Origin of the sequence: Marilutibacter chinensis (assembly GCF_021725675.1) — a bacterium.
In the GTDB taxonomy this organism is placed as follows: Bacteria; Pseudomonadota; Gammaproteobacteria; order Xanthomonadales; family Xanthomonadaceae; genus Marilutibacter; species Marilutibacter chinensis.
On record NZ_JAKJPO010000005.1, the window covers coordinates 49,589 to 75,659 of the forward strand.

The 26,071-nt window shown below is 69.4% G+C and carries 22 protein-coding genes; 11 read left to right on the top strand and 11 right to left on the bottom strand.

All coding sequences use genetic code 11. The features are described from left to right. Positions 1–8: 8 nt before the first annotated feature. Both L3V18_RS10170 and L3V18_RS10175 read right to left on the bottom strand, forming a co-directional pair. Positions 9–932 (bottom strand): complex I NDUFA9 subunit family protein, encoded by a 924-nt coding sequence (locus L3V18_RS10170; protein WP_237054580.1) that lies wholly within the window; start codon positions 930–932, stop codon positions 9–11. Then, the gene (locus L3V18_RS10175; RefSeq protein ID WP_237054581.1) at positions 929–3,001 is read right to left on the bottom strand and encodes a transglycosylase SLT domain-containing protein; all 2,073 of its coding nucleotides are present in this window, start codon (positions 2,999–3,001) and stop codon (positions 929–931) included. Before L3V18_RS10175 ends, L3V18_RS10170 begins: the two co-directional genes overlap by 4 nt. A 192-nt stretch (positions 3,002–3,193) precedes the next feature. Between L3V18_RS10175 and L3V18_RS10180 the strand changes: the two genes are divergently transcribed. Next, positions 3,194–4,000, top strand: coding sequence for a sulfite exporter TauE/SafE family protein (locus L3V18_RS10180; protein ID WP_237054582.1), 807 nt, complete (start codon positions 3,194–3,196; stop codon positions 3,998–4,000). A 21-nt stretch (positions 4,001–4,021) separates the two neighbouring features. Here the strand turns inward: L3V18_RS10180 and L3V18_RS10185 are convergent, their stop codons facing one another. Continuing rightward, positions 4,022–4,384 (bottom strand): cupin domain-containing protein, encoded by a 363-nt coding sequence (locus L3V18_RS10185; protein ID WP_237054867.1) that lies wholly within the window; start codon positions 4,382–4,384, stop codon positions 4,022–4,024. 376 nt (positions 4,385–4,760) lie between these two features. On the opposite strand from L3V18_RS10185, the gene L3V18_RS10190 reads away from it, so the two are divergent. Both L3V18_RS10190 and L3V18_RS10195 read left to right on the top strand, forming a co-directional pair. Then, a complete protein-coding gene (locus tag L3V18_RS10190) occupies positions 4,761–7,673 on the top strand; it encodes a TonB-dependent receptor plug domain-containing protein (RefSeq protein ID WP_237054583.1) in 2,913 nt (970 codons plus the stop codon). Between the two features lie 306 nt (positions 7,674–7,979). After that, the gene (locus L3V18_RS10195; protein WP_237054584.1) at positions 7,980–9,413 is read left to right on the top strand and encodes a sugar porter family MFS transporter; all 1,434 of its coding nucleotides are present in this window, start codon (positions 7,980–7,982) and stop codon (positions 9,411–9,413) included. A 178-nt stretch (positions 9,414–9,591) separates the two neighbouring features. Here L3V18_RS10195 and L3V18_RS10200 read toward each other — a convergent pair whose 3' ends face one another. The 5 genes from L3V18_RS10200 to L3V18_RS10220 form a co-directional block, all read right to left on the bottom strand. Further along, positions 9,592–10,965: a glycoside hydrolase 5 family protein gene (locus L3V18_RS10200; RefSeq protein ID WP_237054585.1), complete on the bottom strand. Its 1,374-nt coding sequence runs from the start codon at positions 10,963–10,965 to the stop codon at positions 9,592–9,594. A gap of 309 nt (positions 10,966–11,274) precedes the next feature. After that, complete coding sequence (locus L3V18_RS10205) at positions 11,275–12,051, bottom strand: endonuclease/exonuclease/phosphatase family protein (RefSeq protein WP_237054586.1); 777 nt, start codon at positions 12,049–12,051, stop codon at positions 11,275–11,277. Positions 12,052–12,086: 35 nt separating this feature from the next. Further along, positions 12,087–12,971, bottom strand: coding sequence for a thiol:disulfide interchange protein DsbA/DsbL (locus tag L3V18_RS10210; RefSeq protein WP_237054587.1), 885 nt, complete (start codon positions 12,969–12,971; stop codon positions 12,087–12,089). A gap of 164 nt (positions 12,972–13,135) precedes the next feature. Beyond that, positions 13,136–13,801, bottom strand: coding sequence for a thiol:disulfide interchange protein DsbA/DsbL (locus L3V18_RS10215; protein ID WP_237054588.1), 666 nt, complete (start codon positions 13,799–13,801; stop codon positions 13,136–13,138). 244 nt (positions 13,802–14,045) lie between these two features. Further along, positions 14,046–14,924 (bottom strand): c-type cytochrome, encoded by an 879-nt coding sequence (locus L3V18_RS10220; protein ID WP_237054589.1) that lies wholly within the window; start codon positions 14,922–14,924, stop codon positions 14,046–14,048. 183 nt (positions 14,925–15,107) lie between these two features. On the opposite strand from L3V18_RS10220, the gene yihA reads away from it, so the two are divergent. Beyond that, positions 15,108–15,779: a ribosome biogenesis GTP-binding protein YihA/YsxC gene (gene yihA, locus L3V18_RS10225; protein WP_237054590.1), complete on the top strand. Its 672-nt coding sequence runs from the start codon at positions 15,108–15,110 to the stop codon at positions 15,777–15,779. A 63-nt stretch (positions 15,780–15,842) separates the two neighbouring features. Here yihA and L3V18_RS10230 read toward each other — a convergent pair whose 3' ends face one another. Continuing rightward, the gene (locus tag L3V18_RS10230; RefSeq protein ID WP_237054591.1) at positions 15,843–16,415 is read right to left on the bottom strand and encodes a hypothetical protein; all 573 of its coding nucleotides are present in this window, start codon (positions 16,413–16,415) and stop codon (positions 15,843–15,845) included. Between the two features lie 274 nt (positions 16,416–16,689). Between L3V18_RS10230 and L3V18_RS10235 the strand changes: the two genes are divergently transcribed. Beyond that, entirely contained in the window at positions 16,690–18,054 is a 1,365-nt protein-coding gene (locus tag L3V18_RS10235; protein WP_237054592.1) for a glutamate--cysteine ligase, read from the top strand. A gap of 191 nt (positions 18,055–18,245) precedes the next feature. Here the strand turns inward: L3V18_RS10235 and L3V18_RS10240 are convergent, their stop codons facing one another. Further along, positions 18,246–19,004, bottom strand: a complete 759-nt coding sequence (locus L3V18_RS10240) for a tetratricopeptide repeat protein (protein WP_237054593.1) — start codon at positions 19,002–19,004, stop codon at positions 18,246–18,248. Positions 19,005–19,138: 134 nt separating this feature from the next. Between L3V18_RS10240 and ppc the strand changes: the two genes are divergently transcribed. Next, positions 19,139–21,892 carry a phosphoenolpyruvate carboxylase gene (gene ppc, locus L3V18_RS10245; RefSeq protein WP_237054594.1) on the top strand — a complete coding sequence of 918 codons (2,754 nt, stop codon included), beginning with the start codon at positions 19,139–19,141 and terminating at the stop codon, positions 21,890–21,892. An 8-nt stretch (positions 21,893–21,900) separates the two neighbouring features. On the opposite strand, the gene L3V18_RS10250 is transcribed toward ppc, so the two are convergent. After that, positions 21,901–22,830, bottom strand: a complete 930-nt coding sequence (locus L3V18_RS10250) for a LysR family transcriptional regulator (RefSeq protein ID WP_237054595.1) — start codon at positions 22,828–22,830, stop codon at positions 21,901–21,903. Positions 22,831–22,927: 97 nt separating this feature from the next. Between L3V18_RS10250 and L3V18_RS10255 the strand changes: the two genes are divergently transcribed. The 5 genes from L3V18_RS10255 to L3V18_RS10275 all read left to right on the top strand — a co-directional run bounded on the left by L3V18_RS10255 (position 22,928) and on the right by L3V18_RS10275 (position 25,935). Next, positions 22,928–23,494 (top strand): flavodoxin family protein, encoded by a 567-nt coding sequence (locus L3V18_RS10255; RefSeq protein ID WP_237054596.1) that lies wholly within the window; start codon positions 22,928–22,930, stop codon positions 23,492–23,494. Further along, on the top strand, positions 23,494–23,697 hold the full coding sequence (locus tag L3V18_RS10260) for a tautomerase family protein (protein WP_237054597.1): 204 nt from the start codon (positions 23,494–23,496) through the stop codon (positions 23,695–23,697). The genes L3V18_RS10255 and L3V18_RS10260 overlap by 1 nt, the downstream gene beginning before the upstream one ends. A gap of 7 nt (positions 23,698–23,704) precedes the next feature. After that, the gene (locus L3V18_RS10265) at positions 23,705–24,109 is read left to right on the top strand and encodes a nuclear transport factor 2 family protein (protein ID WP_237054598.1); all 405 of its coding nucleotides are present in this window, start codon (positions 23,705–23,707) and stop codon (positions 24,107–24,109) included. A gap of 376 nt (positions 24,110–24,485) precedes the next feature. Then, positions 24,486–24,761 (top strand): formaldehyde-responsive transcriptional repressor FrmR, encoded by a 276-nt coding sequence (gene frmR, locus L3V18_RS10270; RefSeq protein WP_237054599.1) that lies wholly within the window; start codon positions 24,486–24,488, stop codon positions 24,759–24,761. Between the two features lie 64 nt (positions 24,762–24,825). After that, entirely contained in the window at positions 24,826–25,935 is a 1,110-nt protein-coding gene (locus L3V18_RS10275; RefSeq protein ID WP_237054600.1) for an S-(hydroxymethyl)glutathione dehydrogenase/class III alcohol dehydrogenase, read from the top strand. Positions 25,936–26,071: the final 136 nt, after the last annotated feature.

Sequence of the window (26,071 nt, forward strand, 5' to 3'; positions counted from 1 at the left end):
ATGCCCGGCTAGGAGGCGGTCAGGATCTCTTCCACCCGCTCCGCGACCGCCGTCGCCTCGATTCCCAGCCGCGCGAGGCCGTCCTCGCGGCTGATCGAGTCGAGCTGCAGCGAGCGCCAGTTGTCGCGGCTGATCGGCTTGCCCGGCAACAGCTCGCCGACATCGGCCTGCAGCTTGCCGAGCGCCTCGGGCAGCGCCAGCACGAGACGGTGACGGCCACGGGCGCGTGCGGTCAGGCGGATGATCCCGGCCAGGGTCAGGACCTCCGGGCCGACCAGCGGATAGGTCTGGTGCACACTGGCCGGATCGTCGATCGCCCGGGCGAAGGCCTCGACCACGTCGCCGATCCAGACGGGCTGGAAGCGGGCCTCGGCACGACCGACCGGCAGCACCGGAGCCCGCTTCAGCAGCCTGTCGAAGCGGCAGAACAGGCCGTCGCCGGGACCGGCGATCACCGAGGGCTGGAAGATCGTCCAGTTCAGCCGCGATGCGCGCACCTCGCGCTCGGCATGGCCGCGCGCCTGCAGGTAGTGGCTGTCGCCGAGGCCGGCATTGAGCGCGCTCATCTGCAGCAGCCGGCGCACGTGGTTGTCGTGCATCGCGGTCAGCAGCGAACGGGTCAGTTCGGTGAAGACCTGTTCGAAGCCCTCGCCACTGTCGCCCTTCTCGTTGAGGATGCCGACCAGGTTGACCACCGCGTCGGCGTCGTCGAGGACCGCGCGGAGGAAGTCGACGTCGTGCACGTCGCCTTCGAGCAGGCTGGCGTCGCGGGTCAGCAGCGCGCGCTTGGCCCGGTAGGCGGCCGGGTCGGGTCCAGGGCCGCGACTGAGCACGGTGACGCGGCGGCCGTCGTCGAGCAGGCGTCGTACCAGCGAACGGCCGACGAAGCCGGTGCCGCCGAGCACGACCACGTGACGTGCCGGTGCGTTCATGGCTGGCCGCCGTCCTCCCGCACGGCCGCCGACTGCGCATCCGTCGCCGCACAGACGAAGCCCTTGCGCGGGCCCTGGGTGCGGCCGCGGATCCTGTCCTCCAGCCGCAGCGCGTCGCCGTCGAGCTTCCAGTCGTAGATCACGCTGAAGGCCAGCACGCGGGCGATGTATTCGCGGGTTTCGCGATAGCTGACGGTCTCGATCCAGAAATCCGGGTCCATTCCCGGACGCTGGGTGCGCCAGCGCAGCAGCGGGGTCGGGCCGGCGTTGTAGCCGGCGATCGCGAAGTAGGGCTGGCCGCCGTTCTCGTCCATCATCTGCCGGAGGTAGGCGCTGCCGAGAATGATGTTGGTGTCGGCATCGTACAGGCTGGCCGCGCCGCCCCAGGGCAGGCCCAGCCGCGCCGCCGTCGCGGCGCCGGTGCCGGGCAGGATCTGCATCAGGCCCAGTGCGTTCGCCGAAGAGCGCGCGCGCGGGTTGAAGGTGCTTTCGGCGCGGATCTCCGCGGCAACCCAGGCGGGGTCGAGGCGGTTCTTCGCCGCCTCGCGGCGGATCGTCGCGTCGTGGTGGAGCGGGAAGCGCAGGTCGTAGAGCCGGCGCTCGTCCGGATTCGACAGCTGCAGCCCGAACACCGCGCGATCGAACCAGCCGTTGGCCTGCGCATACTCGACCGCGATCAGGCGTTCGGCATCGCTGAAGCGCGACAACGCGTCCTTCCATTCTGCGACCGCCCAGCCGGCCCGCTCCAGGCGCGCCAGCGACACCGCGCGACGCAGGGCCGGATCGCCGGTGACCTTCGCGATCGCGGCGGCGTCCGCGCGCGGCTGCCACGGGCACAGCGTGTACGGCAGCCCGGCGCGATCGGCGGCGAGAAAGCCATGGAAGTCGCTTTCGGTCGCGGCCTGCCGGTACAGGCGCTGCGCGGTCGCACGGTCGCCGGTCTTCTCCGCCAGCCGCGCCTCGAAATACCGCCAGCGAGACTCGGCGCGCTGCTCGGCGTCCATCTTGCGAATCGCGGCCAGCGCCGCGCTCCAGTCCGAGCGCGACAGCGCCTCGCGCACCCGCCACTCGTGCAGGCGCGGATCGTAGCTGGCGTCGGGCACGGCATTGAGCCGGCGCGCCGAGTCCGGCAGGTAGGACGCCACCGTCCACAGTGCGATCTGGTACAGCGCGCGGCCGCGATCGGCCTGGTCGAACCGCAGCGCCTGCGCGTACTGCGGCAGCAACTGCTCGGCGCGGTCCGGGTCGGCCTTGCCCAGCCGGGCCAGTCCCTGCGACGCGACCCGCCGGCTGCGCTCGGTCTTCGGCCAGTCCAGCGCGCGCGCATGCGGTGCATCGATGAAGGCGGCGTAGTCGTTGGCCAGCGCCTGCTGGTCGGCCGGCAGGCCCCTGGCGATGCTGCGCATCACCCCGGGTTGCCAGGCGTCGGCCGCCTTGTCGAAGCGCTGCCAGCGCATGTCGGCGCCCAGGCCGCCGCGGGCGGCGAGCGCATCGAAGACCGCGTCGCAGGCCTTGGGCAGCGACTCGCCGGTGCGCGACCAGATCGCTTGCGCCCGCACGTTCCAGTCCCCGCCGGCTCGGCCGAGGGCCTGCTCGGCATGCAGCTTATGGCAGGCGAGGGTGGTGTCGTCGGTATCGCCGTGCCAGTCGGCGAGAAACCCGTTCCAGTCCTCGCGCCGGGCCAGCTGGATCAGCCACGCGTGGCGGAAGGTTTCCGCGGCCGGCGTGCCCGCATGGCGTTCGAGGAAATCCCGCGCGCGTGCGGTCGGCAGCCCGTCGAGGCCGCGGCGCAGGCTCGCGTACTCGATCCAGGCGAACAGCGGGTGATTGGCGAGGTCGCGGAACTCGACGGCGCGGAAGCGGCCGGCCTCGGCAGCCTCGATCGCGGCCCCGACCCGCGCGAGGTGCGGATCGTGCAGGGGCTCGAGCGTCGAGGCGACCGCCGAAGGACTGGCATCGGTGGCCGGCGTCGCGCTGGCCGGGGCGGGAGCGGATTGCGCGCAGGCGGACGTGGCGAGCGCGATCAGCGTCAACGCAAGAGCGGCGTGCAGGGAGGGGGAGGCGATCATCGTCCGCACTATAGCGGAGCGAAGATGAAGGAAATTTCGAACACGGTCGCGGCAACGCATGCCCGGTCGCGGGCCTGCCGACGCGGCCTTGCGGCGCCTTCGGCAACGACCCGTTCCACGCCCGAGACAGGCGGACAACGGCGCGAATTTTTAACGTACCCTGCGCGCTGGTCCATCCTCCACGGGTCGTCGATGTCGTTGCCGCTGACGCTGTTGCTGTTCGTTGCGCTGGGCGCGATCGCCGGTGTGCTCGCGGGCCTGCTCGGCGTCGGTGGCGGGCTGGTCCTGGTCGCCGCGCTGGCCTGGTTGCTGCCGTTGATCGGCGTTCCACAGGAGGCGGCGATGCACGCGGCATTGGCCAGTTCGCTGGCCAGCATCGTGCTGACCGCGGCGGCATCGGCGCGCGCGCACCATCGCCGCGGCAGCGTGCTGTGGCCGACGGTCGCATGGATGGTGCCCGGCCTGCTGCTCGGCGGCTGGCTCGGCAGCGGCCTGGCGGTGAGGATCGACGACGACGTGCTGCGCTACATCGTCGCCGGCTACTGCCTGCTTGCGGCCGCGCAGCTGCTGTTCGGGCGCCGCCGCCCGACGGCCGCCGACGGTGCGCCACCGCCGCGTGGAGTCGGGATCACCGTCGCCGGCACCGGCATCGGCGCGGTTTCGGCGGTGGTCGGCATCGGTGGCGGCAGCATGACCGTGCCGCTGCTGGTCGCCCTGGGTACCGCGCCGGTCCGCGCGGTCGGCACCTCGTCGGCCTGCGGCGTCGCGATCGGGCTGGCCAGCGCGGTCGGCTACGCCCTGCACGCGCCGCCGGGCGCGCTGCCGGAACATGCGGTCGGCTATGTCTACCTGCCGGCAGCGATGGGCGTGGCGGCGGCCTCGGTGCTCGCCGCGCCATACGGCACCCGGCTCGCCCATCGTCTATCCGGCGAGACGCTCAAGCGGGTATTCGCCGCCTTCCTGGTGCTGGTCGGCGTCAGCCTGCTGCTTGGCGGCTGACGCGGCCCTGGTCCGGACGCCTCAGATCCAGACGTCGTTCGGCGCGGTGTAGGCGCCGCCGGCGTCGCCGGTGTTCACCACGCCCCTGGGCTCGACCAGCAGCACCTTGCATTCGGACCGCGCGACCGGACGGTGCTCGACCCCTTTCGGTACCACATACATCTCGCCCGCCGCGAGGTGGACGATGCCATCGCGCAGTTCGATCGTCATGCGGCCCTCGACGACGAGGAAGACCTCGTCGGTGTCGTCGTGGCGATGCCAGACGAATTCGCCGTGGATCCGTACGACCTTGAACTGGTAGTCGTTCATCTCGGCGATCACCCGCGGCGACCAGGTCTCGTGGAAGCCGGTGAACTTGTCCAGCAGATTGATCGCGGAAGCCATCGTGGTGGGAGGTAGCGAGGGAGGTTCCATGATGCACCGCGCATCGGCGGGTGGCGATGGCGGTGTCGCGCGGTCGGTCCACGCGCACCGGCCTTCCGCGCGTGCGGCCGCCGCGGGTGCGGAAGGGCCGCATCCTGCATCCGCCGGATCAAGTACTTGCGCCCCTGCCGCTCGCCCGGGAGCCGGCGCACGGGTCGACGGGAGGCCCGGGGACGGACCGGGACAGGCTGTGCCGGATGGCACTGTGTCACTTTGCCTGTTGTGGCCGCTTTACAAAAAGTTTACAACGCCCTGTGCGCCGCATGGAGAGCGACAGGGGAGCGGCGCGCCATTCGATGTGTGGTTCAACCGCATTTTCTTAGGGAGAGAGAGTTCGATGAAAGCGCAACGACGCAACACCCTGGCGTATGCCATCCACGCGTCCCTGCTGATCGGTCTGGCGACACCGATGCTGGTTTCGGCCCAGGACACCCCGCCGGACACCACCGACCCGGCCAAGACCCTCGACACGGTCACCGTCACCGGTACCAGGATCAAGCAGACCAATGCGGTCACCGCGCAACCGGTGTTCGTGCTGGACCGGCAGAAGCTGGAAGAGACCGGCGTGCAGTCGGTCGGTGAAATACTGCAGCAGCTCACCGCCAGCGGCCAGGCGCTGAACGCCAAGTTCAACTCGTCCGGCAACTTCGGCTATCCGCCCGATGGCGGCGGCATCGGCGCCGGTTCGGCCCAGGTCGACCTGCGCCATCTCGGCTCCAAGCGCGTGCTGGTGCTGGTCGACGGCATTCGCTGGGTCAACGAGTCGTCGGCTTCGGGCGTGTCCGGCAGCGCCGACGTCAACACCATTCCGCTGGCGATCGTCGAGCGCATCGAGGTGCTGGAGGACGGCGCGTCCGCGATCTACGGTTCCGACGCGATCGCCGGCGTGGTCAACGTGATCACCCGCCGCAATTTCGAAGGCACCGAGATCCGCGGCTATTACGGCGAGTACTCGAAGGGCGGCGAGACCACCGAGGCCTCGCTGACCATCGGCGGCGGCGGCGAGCGCTTCAACGCCGTGTTCGGTGCAAGCTACTACGAGCAGAAGCGGATCAGCTCCGGCGACTGGGAGCAGTCGGCCTATCCGACCCCGGGCACCGGCGTGCGCGGCGGCAGCTCCGGCACCCCGCAGGGGCGCGCGATCTTCTGCGACCCGTCGCGTCCGGCCGGGACGGTCGGCTTCTGCGATCCGGCCACCGAGTTCTGGTACGACGTCACCCTCGACGACGGCACCACCAACCCGGTCTGGAACCCGGCCGATCCCGACGCCGGCACCTACCACGGCTTCACCGGCGCCGACCGCTTCAACTTCGCGCCCTACAACCTGCTGCTGACGCCGAGCAAGCGCAAGGCGCTGTTCACCAGCCTCAACTTCGACATCACCGAGAACGTGCGCCTGCACGCGAAGGCGCTGTACAACAACCGCACCTCGACCAACCAGGCTGCGCCCGAGCCGATCTTCGTCGGTCCGTTCGCCGGCACCGGCGGCATCGCCGACACGATCATCGTCCACGAGGACAACCCGTACAACCCGTACGGCATCACCCTGGATCCGGCCAGCAACTTCGGCTTCATCACCAAGCGTCCGGTCGAGGTCGGCCCGCGCATCTTCGAGCAGGACGTCGACACCATCTATTTCAACCTCGGGCTGGACGGCCTGTGGAACGTCGGCAACGGCTACAACTGGGACATCAACCTGGTGCACTCGGAGAACAAGGCCGAGCAGCGCTTCACCAACGGCTACAACGTCGCCAAGATGAAGCTCGCGCTCGGCGATCCCGCGGTCTGCGCGCTGGTGCCCGGCTGCGTGCCGCTGGATCTGTTCGGCGGTCAGGGCCGGCCGATGACCCAGGAGATGATCGATTACATCCGCACCACCCAGATCGACTCCAGCAAGCAGACCCTCGACATCCTGTCGGCCAACATCACCGGCGACCTGTTCCCGATCGGCGACCGCTACGCCGGTTTCGCTGCCGGCGTCGAGCATCGCAACTACAAGGGTGACTTCAACCCCGACCCGCTGCGCCAGAGCGGCGAGTCGCAGGACTCGTTCGCTGCGGCGGTGTCGGAGGAGTACGACGTCAGCGAGGTCTACGCCGAAGGCAACTTCCCGTTGCTGGATACCCTCGACGTGAGTGCGGCGATCCGCTACTCCGACTATTCGACCTTCGGTGGCGCCACCACCGGCAAGGTGGGATTCCGTTGGCAGCCGATCGAGGACCTGGTGCTGCGCGGCACCTACTCGGAAGGCTTCCGCGCGCCGAACCTCGGCGAGCTGTACGGCCTGACCCAGTTCGGCGCGACCCTGGTGGACCCCTGCGGCCCCACCGGCAACCCGGGGCCGGTATCGCCCGACTTCGCCGCCGGCTGCGCCGCGCAGGGCGCTCCGCCGAACTTCGAGCAGGCCAACACCCAGATCACCACCTTCACAGGCGGCAATCCGGATCTGGAGCCCGAGGAGTCGGACAGCTACACCTTCGGTGTCGTCTATGCGCCGGCCTGGGCGGAAGGGCAGGCGTGGTCGGACCGGCTCGACTTCGAGCTGAGCTACTACAACCACGAGATCGACGGCGCGATCCAGGCGCGCGATCTGCAGGCGCTGCTTGAGGCCTGCCTGCGTGCCGGCGGCACGGTGGCGTCCTCGCCCACCTGCGCACCGTTCACCCGCCAGTCCAGCGGCAATCTCAATCCGCCGGAGAACTTCCTCGACAACCTCGGCACGGTCGAAACCGACGGTCTCGACATCAAGGTCAACTGGAACGGTCCCGAGTGGGGCTGGGGCAGGCTGAGCGCCTCGCTGCAGGCGACCACGGTGTTCAACTACGAGGCGGTCGACATCGACGGCAACAAGTCGCAGCGCGAGGTCGGCATCGAGGTCAACGACAGCGCGATCCCGGACTGGCAGACCAACCTCTCGATCGGCTGGGCGCTGGGCGACTGGAACGTCAACTGGACCAGCCGCTACATCAGCGCGGTCGACGAGTACTGCAGCAACGTGCCGGTCGGCGACGCGCCGGGCTGCATGGGCGGCGTCGAGAAGAACACGCTGGGTTCGACCACGTTCCACGACCTGCAGGTCGCCTGGAGCAATGCCTTCAACCTCGAAGGGCTGAAGCTGTCGGCCGGCGCCAACAACGTGTTCGGCAAGGAGCCTCCGGTCTGCCTGAGCTGCTCGCTCAACGGCTACGACGCGGGCACCTACGACCTGCCGGATGCATTCTGGTACGTCAGCGCCGACTACCGGTTCTGACCGCCGGTACGCAAGTAGGACAGCAGTGAATGGCAACGGCCGGTGGGCGACCACCGGCCGTTGCGTCGCCATCGCGAAACGGGATGGAAGCGGGATAGGGCGTGGCCATGCCGTCCTCCCGATGAGACGGGAGAGGTGCCGGTTTGCGTTCGCCCCTCGTTCCGGGACAGCCCGGGTGGCGGGTTTCGGGACAGTATTCGCGTGCTTCGTGCGTTACATCGACGTTACATGCGATCTGGATGCGCACGGCATGCGTACAGCGGCGATACTCGACCCGGTCCACAGACTTCCACACGGGGAATCAACATGGCGCAAGCCCGCACCGCCGTCGGCGTCACGGCACAGGACAGCGAGAACACCCGCTTCATCCTCCTCATCAGCCTGGTCGCCACCATCGGCGGATTCCTGTTCGGCTTCGACAGCGGCGTGATCAACGGTACCGTCGACGGCCTGCAGCGGGCGTTCGACTCCGACTCGGTCGGCACCGGCTTCAACGTCGCCTCGATGCTGCTGGGCTGCGCGTTCGGTGCGTTCTTCGCGGGCCGGCTGGCCGACCTGTACGGCAGGCGCACCCTGCTGATCGTCGCGGCGGTGTTCTTCATCGTCTCGGCCTGGGGCTCGGGCGTGGCGACGTCGTCGCCGGAGTTCGTGTTCTACCGCGTGCTCGGCGGACTCGCGGTCGGCGCGGCCAGCGTGATGTCGCCGGCCTACATCAGCGAGGTGTCGGCCGCGCACTACCGTGGCCGGCTGGCGACGGTGCAGCAGATCGCGATCATCTGCGGCCTGTTCGCCGCGTTCCTGAGCAACTACCTGCTGGCGAAGTTCGCCGGCGCCTCGACCGAGCCGCTATGGGGCGGGCACGAGGCGTGGCGCTGGATGTTCTGGATGGAGGGGGCGCCGGCGCTGCTGTTCCTGGTCGCGCTGCTGTTCATCCCGGAGAGCCCGCGCTTCCTCGTGGTGAAGGCGCGCCGGGAGCGGGCACTGGCGGTGCTGACCCGCCTCTACGGCACCACGGCCGGCACCGCCAAGCTCGGCGAGATCGAGGCCAGCCTGGCGCAGGATCACCATCGTCCGCGTTTCTCCGACCTGATCAGCAAGGCGACCGGGCGGGTCCGGCCGATCGTCTGGGTCGGCATCGGCCTGGCCACATTCCAGCAGCTGGTCGGCATCAACGTGGTGTTCTACTACGGCGCGGTGTTGTGGCAGGCGGTCGGGTTCTCCGAGAGCGACGCGCTGCTGATCAACGTGCTGTCCGGCGGCCTCAGCATCGGCGCCTGCCTGCTGACGGTGGTGCTGATCGACCGCATCGGCCGCAAGCCGCTGTTGTGGATCGGTTCGCTGGGCATGGCGGCCAGCCTCGGCCTGGTGACGGTCGCGTTCGCGACCGGTTCGCTCGATGCCGGCGGCAAGCTGGTGCTCAGCGACAACATGGGCGTGCTGGCGCTGGTCGCGGCCAACGTCTACGTGATCTTCTTCAACCTGTCGTGGGGTCCGGTGATGTGGGTGATGCTCGGCGAAATGTTCCCGAACCAGATCCGCGGCTCGGGCCTGGCGGTCGCCGGACTGTTCCAGTGGGGCTCCAACTTCCTGATCACGTGGACGTTCCCGATGCTGTTGGCGGGAATCGGGCTGGCGGCGGCGTATGGGTTGTATGCGCTGGCGGCGGCGGTGTCGGTGGTGTTCGTGCTGAAGTTCGTGCACGAGACGCGTGGTCGCGAACTGGAACAGATGGAAGGGTGAGGCAGGCCGCTTGCGCGGCACTGCCGCGCGGCCTGCCGAACGCCCGGGCATGGATGGCCGGGCCGGGCGGTCCAAAGCCTGTCGATTTGCGCCAGGGATGGCCGCGGTCACGTCGTTCGAAGCGTCAGATGCTCCATCGGCATCTCCTCTGCCGCCGGCCGGACCCCGGACGGAATGATCAATCCACCGCCTTCATCGCCTTCGCATGCCCGGACACGATCTCCAGCGTCGAGGCGTCGCTGTCGAACAGTGAGAACAGCCCCTGCGGCTCCTGCGGCGGGTCGCCGGTGAACGGGTCGCCGGCTTTCCACATGAAGTCGGGATTCGTGGTGCGTCCACGTCCGCCCCAGGCCCAGAAGTTGGAACCGGCGATGGCGTCGCCGGCTTTCGCCCGCTCGAGCAGGCGCGCGAGGATCGCCCGGTAGAAGCGGTCTCGCGCGGTAACCCTGGAAGCGGGGTCGTAGGAGCCGCCGTCGCGGTCGAGGCCGAACTCCGACAGCACGATCGGCTTGTCGAGCTTGCCCGCGATGTCGATGTGGCGGTCGATGTAGGCCAGCGACGTTTCAAGCCCCGACTCCAGCCGTGCGACCGGGTCGTCGTGATCCATCCAGCCCCAGTTCGATGGCCACAGGTGGAAGGTCAGGTAGTCCACGTTCGGGCTGGCGTGGGCGATGATGTAGAGATCATCGTCGCGAAGCGAACCCATCGCGCCCTCGCTGCCGGTGCTGACCAGCTGCTTCGGCGCCAGGCTGCGGATGTAGCCTGCGGTGTCGTGGATCCACTGCCGGTAGGCGGGGAAGTTGGCATGGCCGTCGGCGTCGCTGCCCGGTCGCGGTTCATTGGCGAGTTGCCACGACATCACCGTCGGATCGTCGGCGTAGGCCTTGCCGTTGATGCTGTTGCGGCGGGTTATCACGGCCTTGATCGCGTTCCGGTACAGCTTCTGCGCCTCGGGTATCGCATAGAAGCGCGCCGAGTTCTGCATGAAGCCGTTCCAGTCACCGCTCTCGTCGGGATCGAACACCGGCTCGCCGGTGAACCATGCGACGTACTGGGACATGCCGCCCGACCATTGCCAGAAGTTGTTCAGGTACAGCACCGCCTTCATGTCGCGCCGGCCCATCTCGTCGAGGAGCACGTCGAGGCCCTGGAGCAGACGTTCATCGAACATGCTCCTGTCGAGCGGGCCGCCCTCGAGCGGGCCGGGCGCGGTCATGATCGCGGGATCGACGCCGCGCCTGAAATCGCTGGCCTCGGACATCGCCAGCACACGCAGGTTGTCGATGCCGGCGGCCCTGAGCTGGTCGAGTTCGGCGCGCAACCGCGCGCGGTCGCCGATGCCGTCCGGCGCGCCGAGGTAGGCGCCGTACCAGAAATTGGCGCCCGCGAACCGGTAGGGCTTGCCGTCGAGCACGAAGCGCGCGCCTTCGACGCACACGAAGCCGGCGCGATCGTCGGTCGCGGACGCGGCGCCGGGCAGGGTCAGCAGGCAACCCAGCAGCAACGCGAGCCAGGCCGCGCCGCGCCGGAATCGAACCGCAGTTGTCGTCATGTCCGTTCTCCCCGGATGGCGCCTTCGCGTTGGCCGTGCTCCACAGGATAGCCGCGCCGGCAGCGGAAGCCGGGGGCCCTGTCGCCATCGACGCAGGAACCTTCGCACCGCCGCGCGGCTCAACTGCCCTTGAACAGCGCCGGAAGCCACAGCGAAAGCTGCGGGAACGTCACCACCAGCAGCAACACTCCGATCGAGGCGAGCCAGAACGGCCAGATTGACTTCATGCATCTTGTCGATGCCGGTCTTGCCGATCGCGGTGCCGACGAACGCCGTCGGGAGGTCCCGGACGCATCCGGGGCACTGGTCTCAGCGTCGCAACGCCTCGTTGGGGATATGCAGCTCCATCGACAGCGCGAGATGGTCCGACAGGGCGGCCGGCAGCGCGATGGCTTCCGCGCAGACCAGGCCATCGCTGGCCAGGATGTGGTCGATCGCGCGCTGCGGACTCCAGCTCGGGAACGTCGGTACCTCGCAGGCCGGCGGCTGCAGCCGGGTCTCGCGGAACAGGCGCTGCATCTCCGGGCGGTCGGTCGCGCAGTTGAAGTCGCCCATCAGCACCGCGTGCGGGTGGTCGTGCAGCAGTTCGGCGATGAACGCGAGCTGGGAGGCGCGCGACTGGCTGCCCAGCGACAGGTGCGCGACCGCGACGGTCAGGCCCACGTCTCCCTCGCCGAAGCGGGCCAGCAGCACGCCGCGCCCGGCGATTCGGCCAGGCAGGGCATGGTCGGTGACCTCGATCGGCTCCAGCTTGCTGAGCAGGCCGTTGGCGCTGGATGCGACGCCGCCGACGCGCCGGTTGGGCTGGTGGCTCCAGTAGTCGAAGCCGCCGCGCTGGGCGAGGTAGTGGGTCTGGTTGGTGAAGCCCGAGCGCAGGCTGCCCGGGTCGCTCTCGTTCAGTCCGACGATGTCGTGCTCGCCGGCCAGCCGCGCGATCACGTCGAGCGCGCCGCGCTTGTTGCCGGCCGGCAGCACGTGCGACCAGCTGCGGGTCGCGTAATCGCTGTAGCGGCGGGTGCTGGAGCCGGCCTGGATGTTGGCGCTGAGCAGCCGCAGGCGCTGCCGGTCGTTGTTCTGGGCGGACATGGCTGCGACGCTGCGACGGCTCCTGCGCGGTGCGCTTAGCGGCTGCCGGCGGCCGCGCCGCTGTCCGCAGCGTTGCGCTCCATTGCAGCGCGTTCCATCGCGACCAAGTGGTCGAGGATGCGCAGTTGATCCTCGTGGCTGCGGCCGCCGGTCACGCGGTACTTGCCGTTGACGACCAGGCTCGGGGTCGAGTCGACGCCGCTGCGCATCAGGAACTGGCCGACGCGCTTCATCCTGGCGTTGACGGCGAAGCTGTTCATCGCGCCGGCGAACTGTCCGGCATCGGCGCCGAACTTGGCATAGAACGCGGCGATCTGCTCGGGCTTGGCCACGGTCGGTGGGGTCGGCAGGCTGCGCTCGAGGTGGACCGCGCGGAACATCGCGTCGTGGGTCTTCTCGAGCAGGTTCATCGACTCGGCGGCGTAGAACGCGCGTGCATAGGGCTCCCAGTAGCCGCCGAACGGCGCCGCCAGCGGAACCACGACGACGTCGGCCGGCTGGCGCGCCTTCCACGCCTTGAACACCGGCTCGAACTGCGCGCAGTGCGGACAGGTGTAGCCGAACACCTCGACCACCTCGATCCTGCCCATCGCCGGCGCGAACGGCTGGCCGCCAGCGATCTCGACATAGTCGGTCCCCAGCACCGGTGCCGGACCCTGCGGCGGGACTACCGGATTGTCGTTCGCGGCGGCTTGCCCGGCCGCTTCGGGGGTGCTGCCGTCGGCGGCAGGCGCTTCGCCGGCCTCGGCGGGCGCCGCCGGTGTGGTTCCTGTGTCCGGAGCCGGAGCGGTGGCGGTCTCGGCCGGAGTGGCGGCAGGGGCGGGCGTCTCGGACGAGCAGGCCGCGAGCGTGGACACGAGCAGCAACAGGGGCAGCAGGCCGGCTCGGATCAGGCCGGTTTGGGTCGGGCGAGAAGTCATCGGGCGTTCTCCGCAACGGGGTATCGGGTGGCGCACGCGGCGTCGGCGATCGATCGCGCGTGCGCCCGGCGTGTGGGAAGGATACCGGCCGTGAACGACGGCCGGGAGGGCAGGGTGGGCAATATCCGTACGCGGTTCAGCGTCGCGGACGCTCGGCGCGTGGCTCAGCGCGCGGCCGCGCGCTCGCGCGCGACCAGCGCGTCGGCGATCCGCAGCACGTCCTCCAGCGAGCGTCCGATGACCCGGTAGCGGCCATTGACGATCAGGGTCGGAGTGCCTTCGACGCCGCTGCCGATCGCGAACTCGCGGGCCTCCGGCAGCCGTTCCTGTACCTCGCTGGAGGCCATCGCGGCCTTCAGCCGCGCCGCATCCACGCCGAGCGACGCATAGAACGTCGCGATCTCGTCGACGGTCGGGTTGCGCGGCAGCAGCCGTTCGCCGTGGATCGCGCGGAAGGTCGCGTCGTGAGTACGCGAGAGGCTGTCGAGCTTGCGGGAAGCGAAGAACGCGGCGGCCAGCGCATCGTCCTGTCCCCGTGGCAGCGGCAGATAGGTCACGCGCACGTCGTTGCGCCTTTCGTGCTTCCAGTTCTCGAGCATCGGTGCGAAATCGGCGCAGTGGTGGCACCAGTAGCCGAACACCTCGACCACCTCGACCTTGCCGTCGTCAGGCCCCAGGCGGGTGCCGCCGGGGATCTCGGCATAATCGACGCCGGGCACCAGCGCGGGATCGGCAGCCTTCGCCGCGTCGGGCATCAGCGCGAGCGTGGCCAGGGCGAGGGCGAACAGCCAGGCGGGCAGGGCGGAGTGGCGGGCGAAGCGTGCAGTCATCGTGGCGACCTCGTCATCCAGTGGAAACGGTGATGGAACCCCGTGGCGGAACAGCCCGATGGGCATCCGGCTGCCTGTGCATCCGGCTCGGTGAGGAGCACCGGCGACCATACCGGTCCGCACCAGGCGACAGAAACGAAAACGCCGACCGCGCAGGCGGCCGGCGTGACGTGGCTGGCGGTTTCACCCGGGACCCGGGGTCGGACCCGGGAAGGCCCGGGAAGTTCCGCGGTCCTGACCGTCGTCAGGTCCCGGCGGTACCACCGGCGTCGGTATCCGGCTCCGCCGGTACGGCCTCGGTTGGAGCGGACGGTTCGGCCGGCGCCGGTGCGGTCGGCAGCGGGGCTGCCGGGGCGTCGGCCGCGGCGAAGTCGTCGGCGCGCGGGTGCAGACCCTGCAGGTAGCTGGACAGGGCGCCGATCTCTTCGTCGCTCAGCGACCTGGCGACCGTCGCCATCACGTTGAACAGGTGCGGGTCCTGCTCCTGGGTCACGCCGGCGCGATACTCCTCGAGGCGGCGCTGGGTGTAGGCGGCCTGCTGGCCGGCGAGCTGCGGGTAGGCGGGGCCGGGGTTGCCGGCGCCGTCCGGGCCGTGGCAGGCCATGCAGGCGGGAATGCCGCGGGCGCTGTCGCCGCCGAGGAACAGCTTCTCGCCGACCTCGTAGAACTTCATACCCTCGTTCGGACCGCTGGCGATGACGCTGTCGTCGGCGACGCCGGCACCGGCCTTCTGGTTGGCGTAGTAGGCGCCGATGTCGCGCGCGTCCTGCGCCGACAGCGCGTCGGCGAACGGCTTCATCACCGCGGCCATCCCGGTATTGCGCTCGCCGCTCTTGAACAGCGCGATCTGGTGGGCGATGTAGCGCTCGTTCTGGCCGGCCAGGCGCGGATACTGCGGATCGCTCGGGTTGCCGTCGACGCCGTGGCAGGCCGCGCAGGTGGTGGCCTTGGTCGCGCCGGCTTCCGCGTCGCCCCAGGTGACCTGCTCGGGGGTCGTGGTCAGCGGCGCGGCTTCCACCGGCTCGCTTTCCGGGATCGGGGTGACCGTGGTCTGGGCATAGGCGACGGCTGCGGCCGCCAGGGCGGCGACGCCGATCATGCCGAGGACGCGGGCTTGGCTCATCAGGCTGGGCTCCGAACTTTCTTTGAGTGGCGGGCAAAACGCACGCCGGAACCGTGGAATTATCGTCGCCGGCCATGGACGGGTCAACGCGGGCCCTGCGATGCGGCCGTTGCGACGGGCCTGCCGGGAGTGCGTCTCGACCGCCGGCGGCGGCCGATCGACGCGGCATGCGATGCTATGGAGATGGCCCATCCCTCCGCCCCCAAGCCCGAGACGCCCGCGAAGCCGGTCGCCAAGCCGGTCCACAGACCAGCCAACCCGCTGGCCCGCGCCCAGTACCTGCTCGCCGCGCACACCCCGGCCCAACTGCCGCCCGACGGCGGTTTCGAGGTCGCCTTCGCCGGCCGCTCCAACGCCGGCAAGTCGACGGCGCTCAATGCGCTGTGCCAGCAGAATGCGCTGGCGCGGGTGTCGAAGACGCCGGGCCGCACCCAGCAACTGGTCTATTTCAGCATTCCGCCGGCCAGCGACCGCTACCTGGTCGACCTGCCCGGCTACGGCTACGCGAAGGTGCCCAAGGACCTGCAGGCGCACTGGCAGGCGTTCATCGATGGCTATTTCCGCACCCGCCAGGCGCTGAAGGGGCTGGTCGTGGTGATGGACATCCGCCATCCGATGAAGGACTACGACCGGCAGATGCTCGGTTACGCGGTCAGCCGCGGACTGCCCGCGCATGCGCTGCTGACCAAGGCCGACAAGCTCGGCCGCGGCCAGCAGGCGAAGTCGATGCTGGCGGTGCGCAAGGAGTTGCAGTCCGCGTTCGGCGACAGCGTCGGCGTGCAGGTGTTCTCCGGCGCCGCACGGCTCGGTGTCGACGAGGCGCGCGGCGTGGTCAGCCGCTGGCTGCAGCTCTGAGCCGCTGCCCGGTAATCCCCGCGGGACGGGGGTTCCGTGCCAGCCGCTCGTTGTGGCCCGGACTCACAAGGGCCTGACGTAGATCTGGAACGCGAGATCGCGCACGCCGCCGGTATCGAACAGCTCGATCCAGCCGGGCGGGTTGCCGTCGGCGATGAACCAGCCCTGGCCGCCGCCGTAGCTGCTGCCGTTGGGGCCGGGGTACACGCCGCAGTCGCCGTCCTTCGCGGTCAGGGTGAAGGCGTACTGGCCGGGGCCGAGCTTCGCCGGCGAGGTGAACTCGATCATCCGCATGCCGATCGCCGGCGTCGGCACCGACGTGAACACGTGACCCGGCACGGCCTCGTATGCGAGCACGCTGCCGTTCGGCGCGCCGGCACTGGTCTTCTCGATGGTCACGTGCACGACGGCCTTGGGCTGGCAGCTGATCGGCACCATCACGTGACTCAGATAGCCCTTGCGGTACAGCGTGAACGACTGCGCCAGCTGCTGCGAGACCGAGCCGCCGAGCGCGAGGGTGGTGCCGGCGTCGATGCCGGGCTGCTCGGCATCGACTTCCGGTGGGGGCGCGGCGAGTGCCGGCACGGCGGCAAGCGCGGCGGCGAGCGCGCCGCTGACGACGATGCGGATGGACATGCGGTGGATCCTCCATGAAGGCTGCAGGCGGGCCCTGCAGATAAAGAAGCACGTAAAGTCCGGCCCACAGGTGCCATCGATCGCCCGCCCGTGGGCTTCAGTGTTCCGTGCGCCGCGCTTGTCGGCCCCAATGCCCCCGCTACACTGCGCCAGGTGCGCATCCCCGCAGGATGCGGCATTGCCGTCCGGAGCACCGCGCCGCGGTACCGGCGTTCCGCCCATCCGTGGCGCCCGCGGCAGCGGCCGCCCGCGCGTTCTCCCGTCCGAGGTGCAAGTGTCCGGTCCCAGCAACGTCAAGGATGTCGCCGTCGAGAGCCGCCGCGACCTGCTGGAGTTCCTCAGCGGCGGCACCCGCCCCGTGGACGACTGGAAGATCGGCACCGAGCACGAGAAATTCGGTTTCCGCAGCGACGACCTGCGGCCGCCGGAGTTCGATGGCGAGCGTGGCATCGAAGCGTTGCTGAAGGGGCTGGTGCAGTTCGGCTGGGAGCCGGTGAAGGAAGGCGACCGGGTCATCGCGCTTTCGCGCGACGGCGCGTCGGTGTCGCTCGAACCGGCCGGCCAGCTCGAACTGTCCGGCGCGCCGCTCGACAACCTGCACCAGACCTGCCGCGAGGCCAGCACCCACCTGCGCGAGGTGCGCGCGGTCGCCGAGCCCATGGGCCTTGGCTTCCTCGGCATGGGCTTCCAGCCCAAGTGGCGCCGCGATGAGATGCCGTGGATGCCGAAGGGCCGCTACAAGATCATGCGCGAGTACATGCCGAAGGTCGGCTCGCTCGGCCTCGACATGATGACCCGCACCAGCACCGTGCAGGTCAACCTCGACGTCGCCGACGAGGCCGACATGGTGAAGAAGTTCCGCGTGTCGCTGGCGCTGCAGTCGGTGGCCACCGCGCTGTTCGCCGACTCGCCGTTCACCGAGGGCAAGCCCAACGGCTTTCTCAGCTACCGCTCGCATATCTGGACCGACACCGACCCGGACCGCACCGGTCTGCTCGACTTCGTGTTCGAGGACGGCTTCGGCTACGAGCGTTATGTCGACTACCTGCTCGACGTGCCGATGTACTTCGTCTACCGCGAAGGCAAGTACATCGACGCCAGCGGGCAGTCGTTCCGAGATTTCCTCGACGGCAGGCTGCCCGCGTACCCGGGTCAGCGCCCGCTGCTGCGCGACTGGGCCGACCACAGCACCACCGCCTTCCCCGAGGTGCGGCTGAAGAAGTACCTGGAGATGCGCGGCGCCGACTCGGGGCCGTGGAACCGGATCTGCGCGCTGCCGGCGTTCTGGGTCGGGCTGCTGTACGACGCCACCGCGCTCGACGCGGCCTGGGACCTGGTCAGGGACTTCAGCCTGGAGGAACTGCAGGCGCTGCGCGACGGCGTGCCGAAACACGCCTTCAAGCTGCCATTCCGTGGCGGCACCGTGCTCGATCTTGCACGGCGCGCGCTGGAAATCTCCGCGCATGGCCTGAAGCGACGCGCGAACGTCAACCCCAGCGGTGCCGACGAAACCGTCTACCTCGAACCGTTGATGGAGTTCACCGAAGCCGGCATCACGCCGGCCGAGCGCAAGCTGGAACTGTTCCACGGCGTCTGGAACGGCAGCGTGGATCCGGTATTCCGCGAGTTCGCCTACTGAAGTCCCCGCACGGACGGCGCGGTCGTGGCCGTCGTGCGCGAAGCATGGACGCAAGGGCCGCACGGCGCGAGGGCTGCCTGCCGGCGCGTACGGCGTTTCGCGGAGCCGCGCGCGGTGTCGCCGCCGTTGCCGTTACGCATCGAACCTGCAACGCCCGGGATCGATCGGGCGCCGGTGGCGCCCGTCGATGATCAGGCGATGGCCGGCACCCGCTTGAGCGCCTGCCGGATCCGGACCAGGTACGGCTTCTGCAGCTTGCGGGCGTAGCCGGGCAGACGGCCGGCACGCGCCAGCGCGGCTTCGCCGACCTCGGTCGCCTGTGCGGTCTCGTCCCATTCGAGCAACTGTTCGACGTAGCAGGCGACGGCCTCGTAGCTGCTGCTGTAGCCGACCAGGGTCTCGAACTCCTCGCGGGCCTTGTCGCGCTCGCCAGTCGCGGCGACCGCCCGCGCATAGGTCAGGTGCCCATCCAGCGAGCGGTAGTCGGGACGGGCGGCGATCAGCCGGTCGAGCAGTTCGCGGGCCTCGGACGCGTGCCCCGACTCCAGCTGGGCGCGGGCCAGCTTGACTTGGATGTCCGGATCGTCGGCATGGATGCCGCGCAGCGCGGCCTGGTAGTGGGGGATGGCTTCCGATGCGCGGCCGCAGTCGAGCAGTGCGTCGCCCAGGCGCATCCGGCTGTCGGTGGTCGGGCTGTCGTCGAACGCCGCCCTCGCCAGTCGCAGCTCGCGTTCGGGGTCGATCACCTGGCGCACGCCGCGTTGCAGCGCGCGGGCCTGCGGCGAGTGCCGTTGCTCCGGCAGCCAGATCGCGAGCGCGTACACGACGCTGCCCAGCAGCGGGAACATGAAGAGGATGATCAGCCAGTAGCGGTCCTGGCCGCTGCGGACGGCGTGGATCGCGAAGAGCACGGCAACGACGACGTGCAGGCCAAGGCCCAGGTACGGCATGCGGTCATTCCAATCCGGAAGCGGGCGATAGTGTGTGCCGCTGCGCCGGGGCTTGCAAAGCCTGCGTGCGGGCCGGGAGTGGTTGCGGACGCAACCGATGCGCATGCGATGTTGCGGTGCGGTACGCTCGGCGGATGAGCGAAGCCCGTCCCCTGTACGCCGAGTCGTCCGAAGAACCGTTGCGGATCGTTGAATTCGCACCCACCGATGCATTGCTGCGCGAGGACGTGAAAACCCTTGGCGCGCTGGTCGGCGAGATCCTGGCCGAGCAACGCGGAGATGTGTTCCTCGCCGACGTCGAGGCGTTGCGCCGGACCGCGATCCGCCGCCGCGAGGCGGGCGCGCCGGTCGACGAGCTGGCCGGCGCGTTGTCCGGCATCGAACTGTCCCAGGCCAGCGACCTGGTGCGTGCGTTCGCAACCTATTTCCAGGCGGTCAACCTCGCCGAGCGTGTGCACCGGATCCGCCGCCGGCGCGATTACGAGCGCCGCGGCGCCAGCCCGCAGCCGGGCAGCCTGCGCGACGTGCTCGGCGGCCTGGCCCGCCAGGGCGTCAGCGCCGAGGAACTGCTCGAGCTGCTGCCGCGCCTGCGCATCGAGCCGGTGTTCACCGCGCATCCGACCGAGGCCGTGCGCCGCGCGCTGCTGGAGAAGGAACGCCAGATCGTCGCCTGCCTGGTCGACGACATCGACCGTGGCCTGACTCCGGCCGAGCGCCGTGCCGACCGCGAACGCATCCGCCTGGCGCTGACCGCGAGCTGGCAGACCGCCGAGACCCCGAGCGCCAAGCCCAGCGTCGCCGACGAGTTCGAGCACGTCGGCTTCTACCTGTCGGAGGTGCTGTACAAGGTGCTGCCGGTGTTCCACGAGGCGTTCGACGAGGCGCTGCGCGAAAGCTATGGCGTCGAGGATGCGTTGCCGCCGCTGCTGGGCTTCGGTACCTGGGTCGGCGGCGACATGGACGGCAACCCGAACGTCGGTGCCGACACCGTCGTCGCCTCGCTGGTCGGCCAGCGCGGACTGGTGCTGGCGGCGTACCGGCGCGACCTGGCCTCGCTCGGCGAACTGCTCAGCCAGTCGCTGCACCGGGTAGCGATCGACGCCGCGGTGCTGGAGCGGCTGGAGGCCTACCGCAGGCTGCTGCCGCTGGCGGCCGAACGCCTGCGCCCGCGCCATGCCGACATGCCGTACCGCAACCTGCTCGCGCTGATGATCGAGCGCATCGAACTGACACTGAAGGAGGCACCGGGCGGCTACGAGGACGCGGCGAGCTTCCTCGCCGACGTCGAGGCGATCGAGGCCAGCCTGGCCGCGAACGGCGGCCAGCACGCCGGCCTGTTCGCGGTGCGGCGCCTGCGCCGGCGCGTGCAGTGCTTCGGTTTCCACCTGGCCACGCTCGACCTGCGCCAGGACTCGGCCGTGCACGATGCCGCACTGGCGGCGCTGTTCGACGACCCGCAGTGGGCGCAGCGCTCGCCCGGCGTGCGCGCCGTCCGCCTGCACGGCATCGTCGACGGCAGTGTCGAGACGCCGGCGGTCGAGCCCGGGCCGGCGGCCTCGGTGCTGGCGGTGTTCCGTGCCGTCGCCGAGTTGCGGCCGCGCTTCGGCGAGCGCGCGTTCGGCCCCTACATCATCAGCATGAGCCGAAGCGCCGCCGACGCGCTGGCGGTGCTGGCGCTGGCGCGGGTCGCCAAGTGCACCGACGCCGCCGGCGAAGTGCCGCTGGACGTCGCGCCGCTGTTCGAGACCGTCGACGACCTCGCCGCCGCCCCCGCCACCCTCGAGGCGTTGTTCGCCGACCCGCTGTACCGCGCCCACCTGGCCGCGCGCGGCAACCGCCAGATGGTGATGCTCGGCTATTCCGACAGCGCCAAGGACGGCGGCATCGTCGCCTCGCGCTGGGCGCTGCAGCAGACCCAGATCGCGCTGACGCAGCTCGCCCACGACAGCGGCATCCGGATCGCGTTCTTCCACGGCCGCGGCGGATCGATCAGCCGCGGCGGCGGCAAGACCGAGCGCGCGGTGATCGCCGCGCCGCGCGGCTCGGTCGACGGCAACCTGCGCCTGACCGAGCAGGGCGAGGTGATCCACCGCAAGTACGGCATCCGCGCGATCGCGCTGCGCAACCTCGAACAGACCACCGGCGCGGTGCTGCGCGCGACCCTGCGCCCGCGGCCGCCGGAACCGCGCGAGGCCGGCTGGCGGAAGATCGCCACGCAGCTCGCCGGCGACGCCCGCGCGCACTACCGGGCGCTGGTCCATGAACATCCGGACTTCCCCGCCTACTTCCGCGCGGCGACCCCGATCGACGTGATCGAGCGGCTGCGGATCGGCTCGCGCCCGGCCAAGCGCGCCAGCGGCGGTGGCGCGCCGGGCATCGGTTCGTTGCGGGCGATCCCGTGGGTGTTCGCCTGGGCGCAGAACCGCTGCGGCCTGACCGCCTGGTACGGCGTCGGCACCGCGCTGCGCAATGCGCTCGACGCGCACGGCCGCGACGCGCTGGCGGAAATGGCCCGCGACTGGCCGTTTTTCGGCACCCTCGTCGACGACGTCGAGATGGTGCTGGCCAAGTCCGACCCGGCGATCTTCGAACGCTACTCGCGCCTGGCCGGCGACCTGCACGCGACGATGCACCCCGGCATCGCGGAGGAGTTCGAGCGCACCCGCGACGCGGTCCTTGCGATCAAGGGCGAGTCCGACCTGCTCGCCCACGACCACCGCCTGCGCCAGTCGATCCGCCTGCGCAACCCCTACGTCGACCCGATCAGCCTGCTGCAGGTCGACCTGCTCGCCCGCTGGCGCGAAGCCGGCAGCCCCGACGACGAACGCCTGCGCGCGCTGGTGGCGACCGTCAACGGGATTGCGGCGGGGATCCAGAACACGGGGTGAGGACGACGTCAGGCGGCAGGGCCGCGCCCGCCGGCCAGTTCGCGCATGAGGAAGTCGATGAAGACGCGCAGGCGCAGCGGCATGTGGCGGGTGCCGGGGTACACCACCGAGAACGGCCGCGAGCGACCGCCAAAGGGCTGCAGGACCTCGACCAGCCGGCCGTCGCGCAGCTCGTCTTCCACGATGAAACGATAGGTCTGGACAAGGCCTGCACCGCTGCACGCCAGGGTGGAGATACCGAGAAGGTCTTCCATGCACGTGTACGCGCCCTCCGTCGCGATCTCCAGGTCCTTCCCCTTGGCCTTGAACAGCCAGGGAACTGGCTGCCCGGTGTTGGGCAGCAGGAACTGGATGCAGTCGTGCTGCCCGAGTTCGTCGGGCGACCGCGGGGTACCCTGACGTCGCAGATAGGCGGGTGCCGCAACCACGACCAGTCCGGCATCCATCAGTTTGCGCACGACCAGGCCCGAGTCCGGTTGTGGCCGCGCACGGATGGCGACATCGAATCCCTCGGCGACGAAATCCACGTTGCGGTTGCTCAGCTGCACGTCGATCCGGACTTTCGGATACAGCTCGCGGAAGCGCGGTAGCAGGGGAAGCACCCGGCGATGTCCGAGCGGTGTCGGCAGGCTCATCCGCAACACGCCCGTGGGCTCGGCCTGTGCGCCGGTCAGCTCGCGCTCGGCGTCCACGATCTGCCCCAGTGCCTGCCTGCATTGCTCGAAGTAGGCGCGGCCCCCGTCGGTAAGCCGGATCCTGCGCGTGCTCCTGGTGAACAGGCGTACCTGCAGGCGCTCCTCCATCCTGGCGATGGTGCGGCTCACCGCCGCCGGCGTGAGCCCGGCCTGCGCGGCGGCCGCCGTGAAGCTTTCCAGCTCGGCAGCCAGGCAGAAGAGCTCGATGCTGCCGAGGGAGACAGCGCTGAACTGGCGGCTCATTATTTACCTTGTGTAATTTATGTTTGTATCTGGATTGTGTTTATAAACAATATCTTGAGCAATAGCCTGTTCCCCGGCACAGTGATCGGGAACAGGCATGAATCAGGACATCTGCATCGTGTTTCACAGCGGCCATGGCCATACCCGGCGGATCGCCGAGGCCATCGCCGAAGGCTGCCTGGGCAGCTTGCTGGAGATCGACGGGGGCGGTGAGCTGGCGGATGGCGGATGGAGGCAGCTCGATCACGCCCGCGCGATCGTGTTCGGGTCGCCGACCTACATGGGCAACGTGAGCTGGCAGTTCAAGAAGTTCCTGGATACGAGCGCGGCGGTCTGGTCCCGGCAGGGGTGGAAGAACAAGCTGGCGGCCGGGTTCACCAACAGCGCGGGCATCAACGGCGACAAGCTGTCCACGTTGCAGGCGCTGTTCACCCTGTCGCAGCAGCACGGGATGATCTGGCTCGGTACCGGCATGATGCCCAGCAATACCCGGGCCGCGACACGGGACGACCTGAACTATCTCGCGTCGTTCTCGGGACTCATGGCAGCCACGCCCGCGGATGCGTCCGTTGACGAGATGATTCCGGGGGATCTGGCGACCGCACGGCGCTTTGGCGCACGAATCGCCGAAGTCGGTGGCTTCTTTCGCACGGGAGTCGAGTGATGCCCTATGTCAACGTCCGGATAACCCCGGGTGCCACGCGTCGGCAGAAGGCCGAGCTGATCGCCGGCGTCACCGAACTGCTGGTGCGGGTGCTCGACAAGAATCCAGATACCACGCACGTGGTCATCGACGAAGTCGAGCCCGACAACTGGGGACTGGGCGGGCTGCCGGTGGACGAGTTCCGGAAGCGCGGCAATGGCTGAGAGCGGAATGGATGAGAGCGGGGAGAAGGACGCCATCGCGGCGGTGCTGCAGGACTATTTCGACGGCCTGCATTTCAGCGACACCCGGCGCTTGCGCCGGGCCTTCCATCCGCAAGCGCACTACTTCTCGGCGACGGACGGCACGCTGCTGCACCTGGACATGGAGCAGTACTTCCTGATCGTCGATGCGCGGCCATCCCCGGCCAGTCGCGGCTGCGCGCGCACCGACCGGATCCTGTCGATCGAACTGGAAGGGCCGGTCACGGCCATTGCCCGGGTGGAGTGCTCCATCCCACCGAAGTTCTTCACCGACCTGCTGACCCTGGTGAAGCTCGATGGGCGCTGGCAGATCGTCGCCAAGGTGTTCCATTACGAGTTTCGGGAGCCGCGCTCCCGGGTGATGCAGTCCTGATAGGCAGCTGGCTGCTTCCTGGCGTGAGGCATCGAAGTATCCGGCGTGTCCGGTCAGACACGATGCCGCGGAACTCGGGCGATGCCGAGCGCCGCACCGGCGGCAGGTCCCGTACCTGGCCGTGCGGCAGCCAGCCCAGCTCCGGGGCCCATCGGCCGCCCCCGGGGCGTGCTTCGGTTAGCGAGCGCCCCCGGATGTGTTGCGCTCGTCCGGGCTGCGCCGTGACGCTCGATCAGCCTCTTTTCGGCCCGAGGAACGGGTTCGGTTTCCAGAGTGCCTTGGCTTTGAGCAGAACCCTGCAGTGGGGCGTGCTGTACGTCGCCGCCCGGCTTCATATACTATACCCTAGTATTGTTCATTAGCCGGAGCCGGCCGCATGCCGCATTCCCCCGAAGAAAAGAAGAAGGTGCTGGCGCGGATCCGGCGGATCCGCGGCCAGACCGAGGCGCTGGAACGGGCGCTGGAAGGCGGCGCGGAGTGCGGGGCGGTGCTGCAGCAGATCGCGGCGATCCGCGGTGCGGTCAACGGGCTGATGTCGGAGGTGCTGGAGTCGCACATCCGCGAGGAATTCAGTCACGCCGCCGCCTCCGAACAGCAGCGCGACGCCCGCGTCGGCGAGGTCACCGCGCTGATCCGCGCTTACCTGAAATAACCCCCGTTCAACATCCCGGTCGGTGCGCCCGCATCGGCCGCATGCATACGCAACAGGAGTCGCCATGAAAAGCCGTGCCGCCGTCGCCTTCGAAGCCGGAAAGCCCCTGCAGATCGTCGAGCTCGACGTCGAGCCGCCGCGCAAGGGCGAGGTGCTGGTGAAGATCAGCCACACCGGCGTCTGCCACACCGATGCCTTCACCCTGTCCGGCGACGATCCGGAAGGGCTGTTCCCGGCCGTGCTCGGTCACGAGGGCGCCGGCGTGGTGGTCGAGGTCGGAGAGGGCGTGACCAGCGTCAAGCCAGGCGACCATGTGATCCCGCTGTACACCGCCGAATGCGGCGAGTGCCTGTTCTGCAAGTCGGGCAAGACCAATCTCTGCACTTCAGTGCGTGCGACCCAGGGCAAGGGCGTGATGCCGGACGGCAGCACCCGCTTCTCGTACAACGGCCAGCCGGTGCATCACTACATGGGCTGCTCGACCTTCAGCGAGTACACGGTGGTCGCCGAGGTGTCGCTGGCGAAGATCAACCCGGAGGCCGATCATGAGCAGGTCTGCCTGCTCGGCTGCGGCGTCACCACCGGCATCGGCGCGGTCCACAACACCGCCAAGGTGCAGGAAGGCGACAGCGTCGCGGTATTCGGCCTGGGCGGGATCGGCCTGGCGGTGATCCAGGGCGCGCGCCAGGCGAAGGCGGGCCGGATCATCGCGGTCGACACCAACCCGGACAAGTTCGCGATGGCGAAGCAGATGGGCGCGACCGACTGCGTCAATCCGAAGGACCACGACCGGCCGATCCAGGAGGTCATCGTCGAGATGACCGGCTGGGGTGTCGACCATTCGTTCGAGTGCATCGGCAATGTCAACGTGATGCGCGCGGCTCTGGAATGCGCGCACCGCGGCTGGGGCCAGTCGGTGATCATCGGCGTCGCCGGCGCGGGGCAGGAGATCAGCACGCGGCCGTTCCAGCTGGTCACCGGGCGCAAGTGGATGGGCACCGCGTTCGGCGGGGTCAAGGGCCGCAGCCAACTGCCGGGGATGGTTGAGCAGGCGATGGCCGGTGAGATCCAGCTGGCGCCGTTCGTGACCCACACGCTGCCGCTGGAGCGGATCAACGAGGCCTTCGACCTGATGCACGAGGGCAAGTCGATCCGCACCGTGATTCACTACTGACCTTGCTTTCATTCTCTCGCCTGCGGGAGAGGGTGCTCGAAGGGCGGGTGAGGGCGTCCGGATCCGCCCTCACCCCAACCCTTCCCCGGCCCTCGCGTACAGCGCGCGGGCGTTGATCGGCACGCGAGCCAGTGGC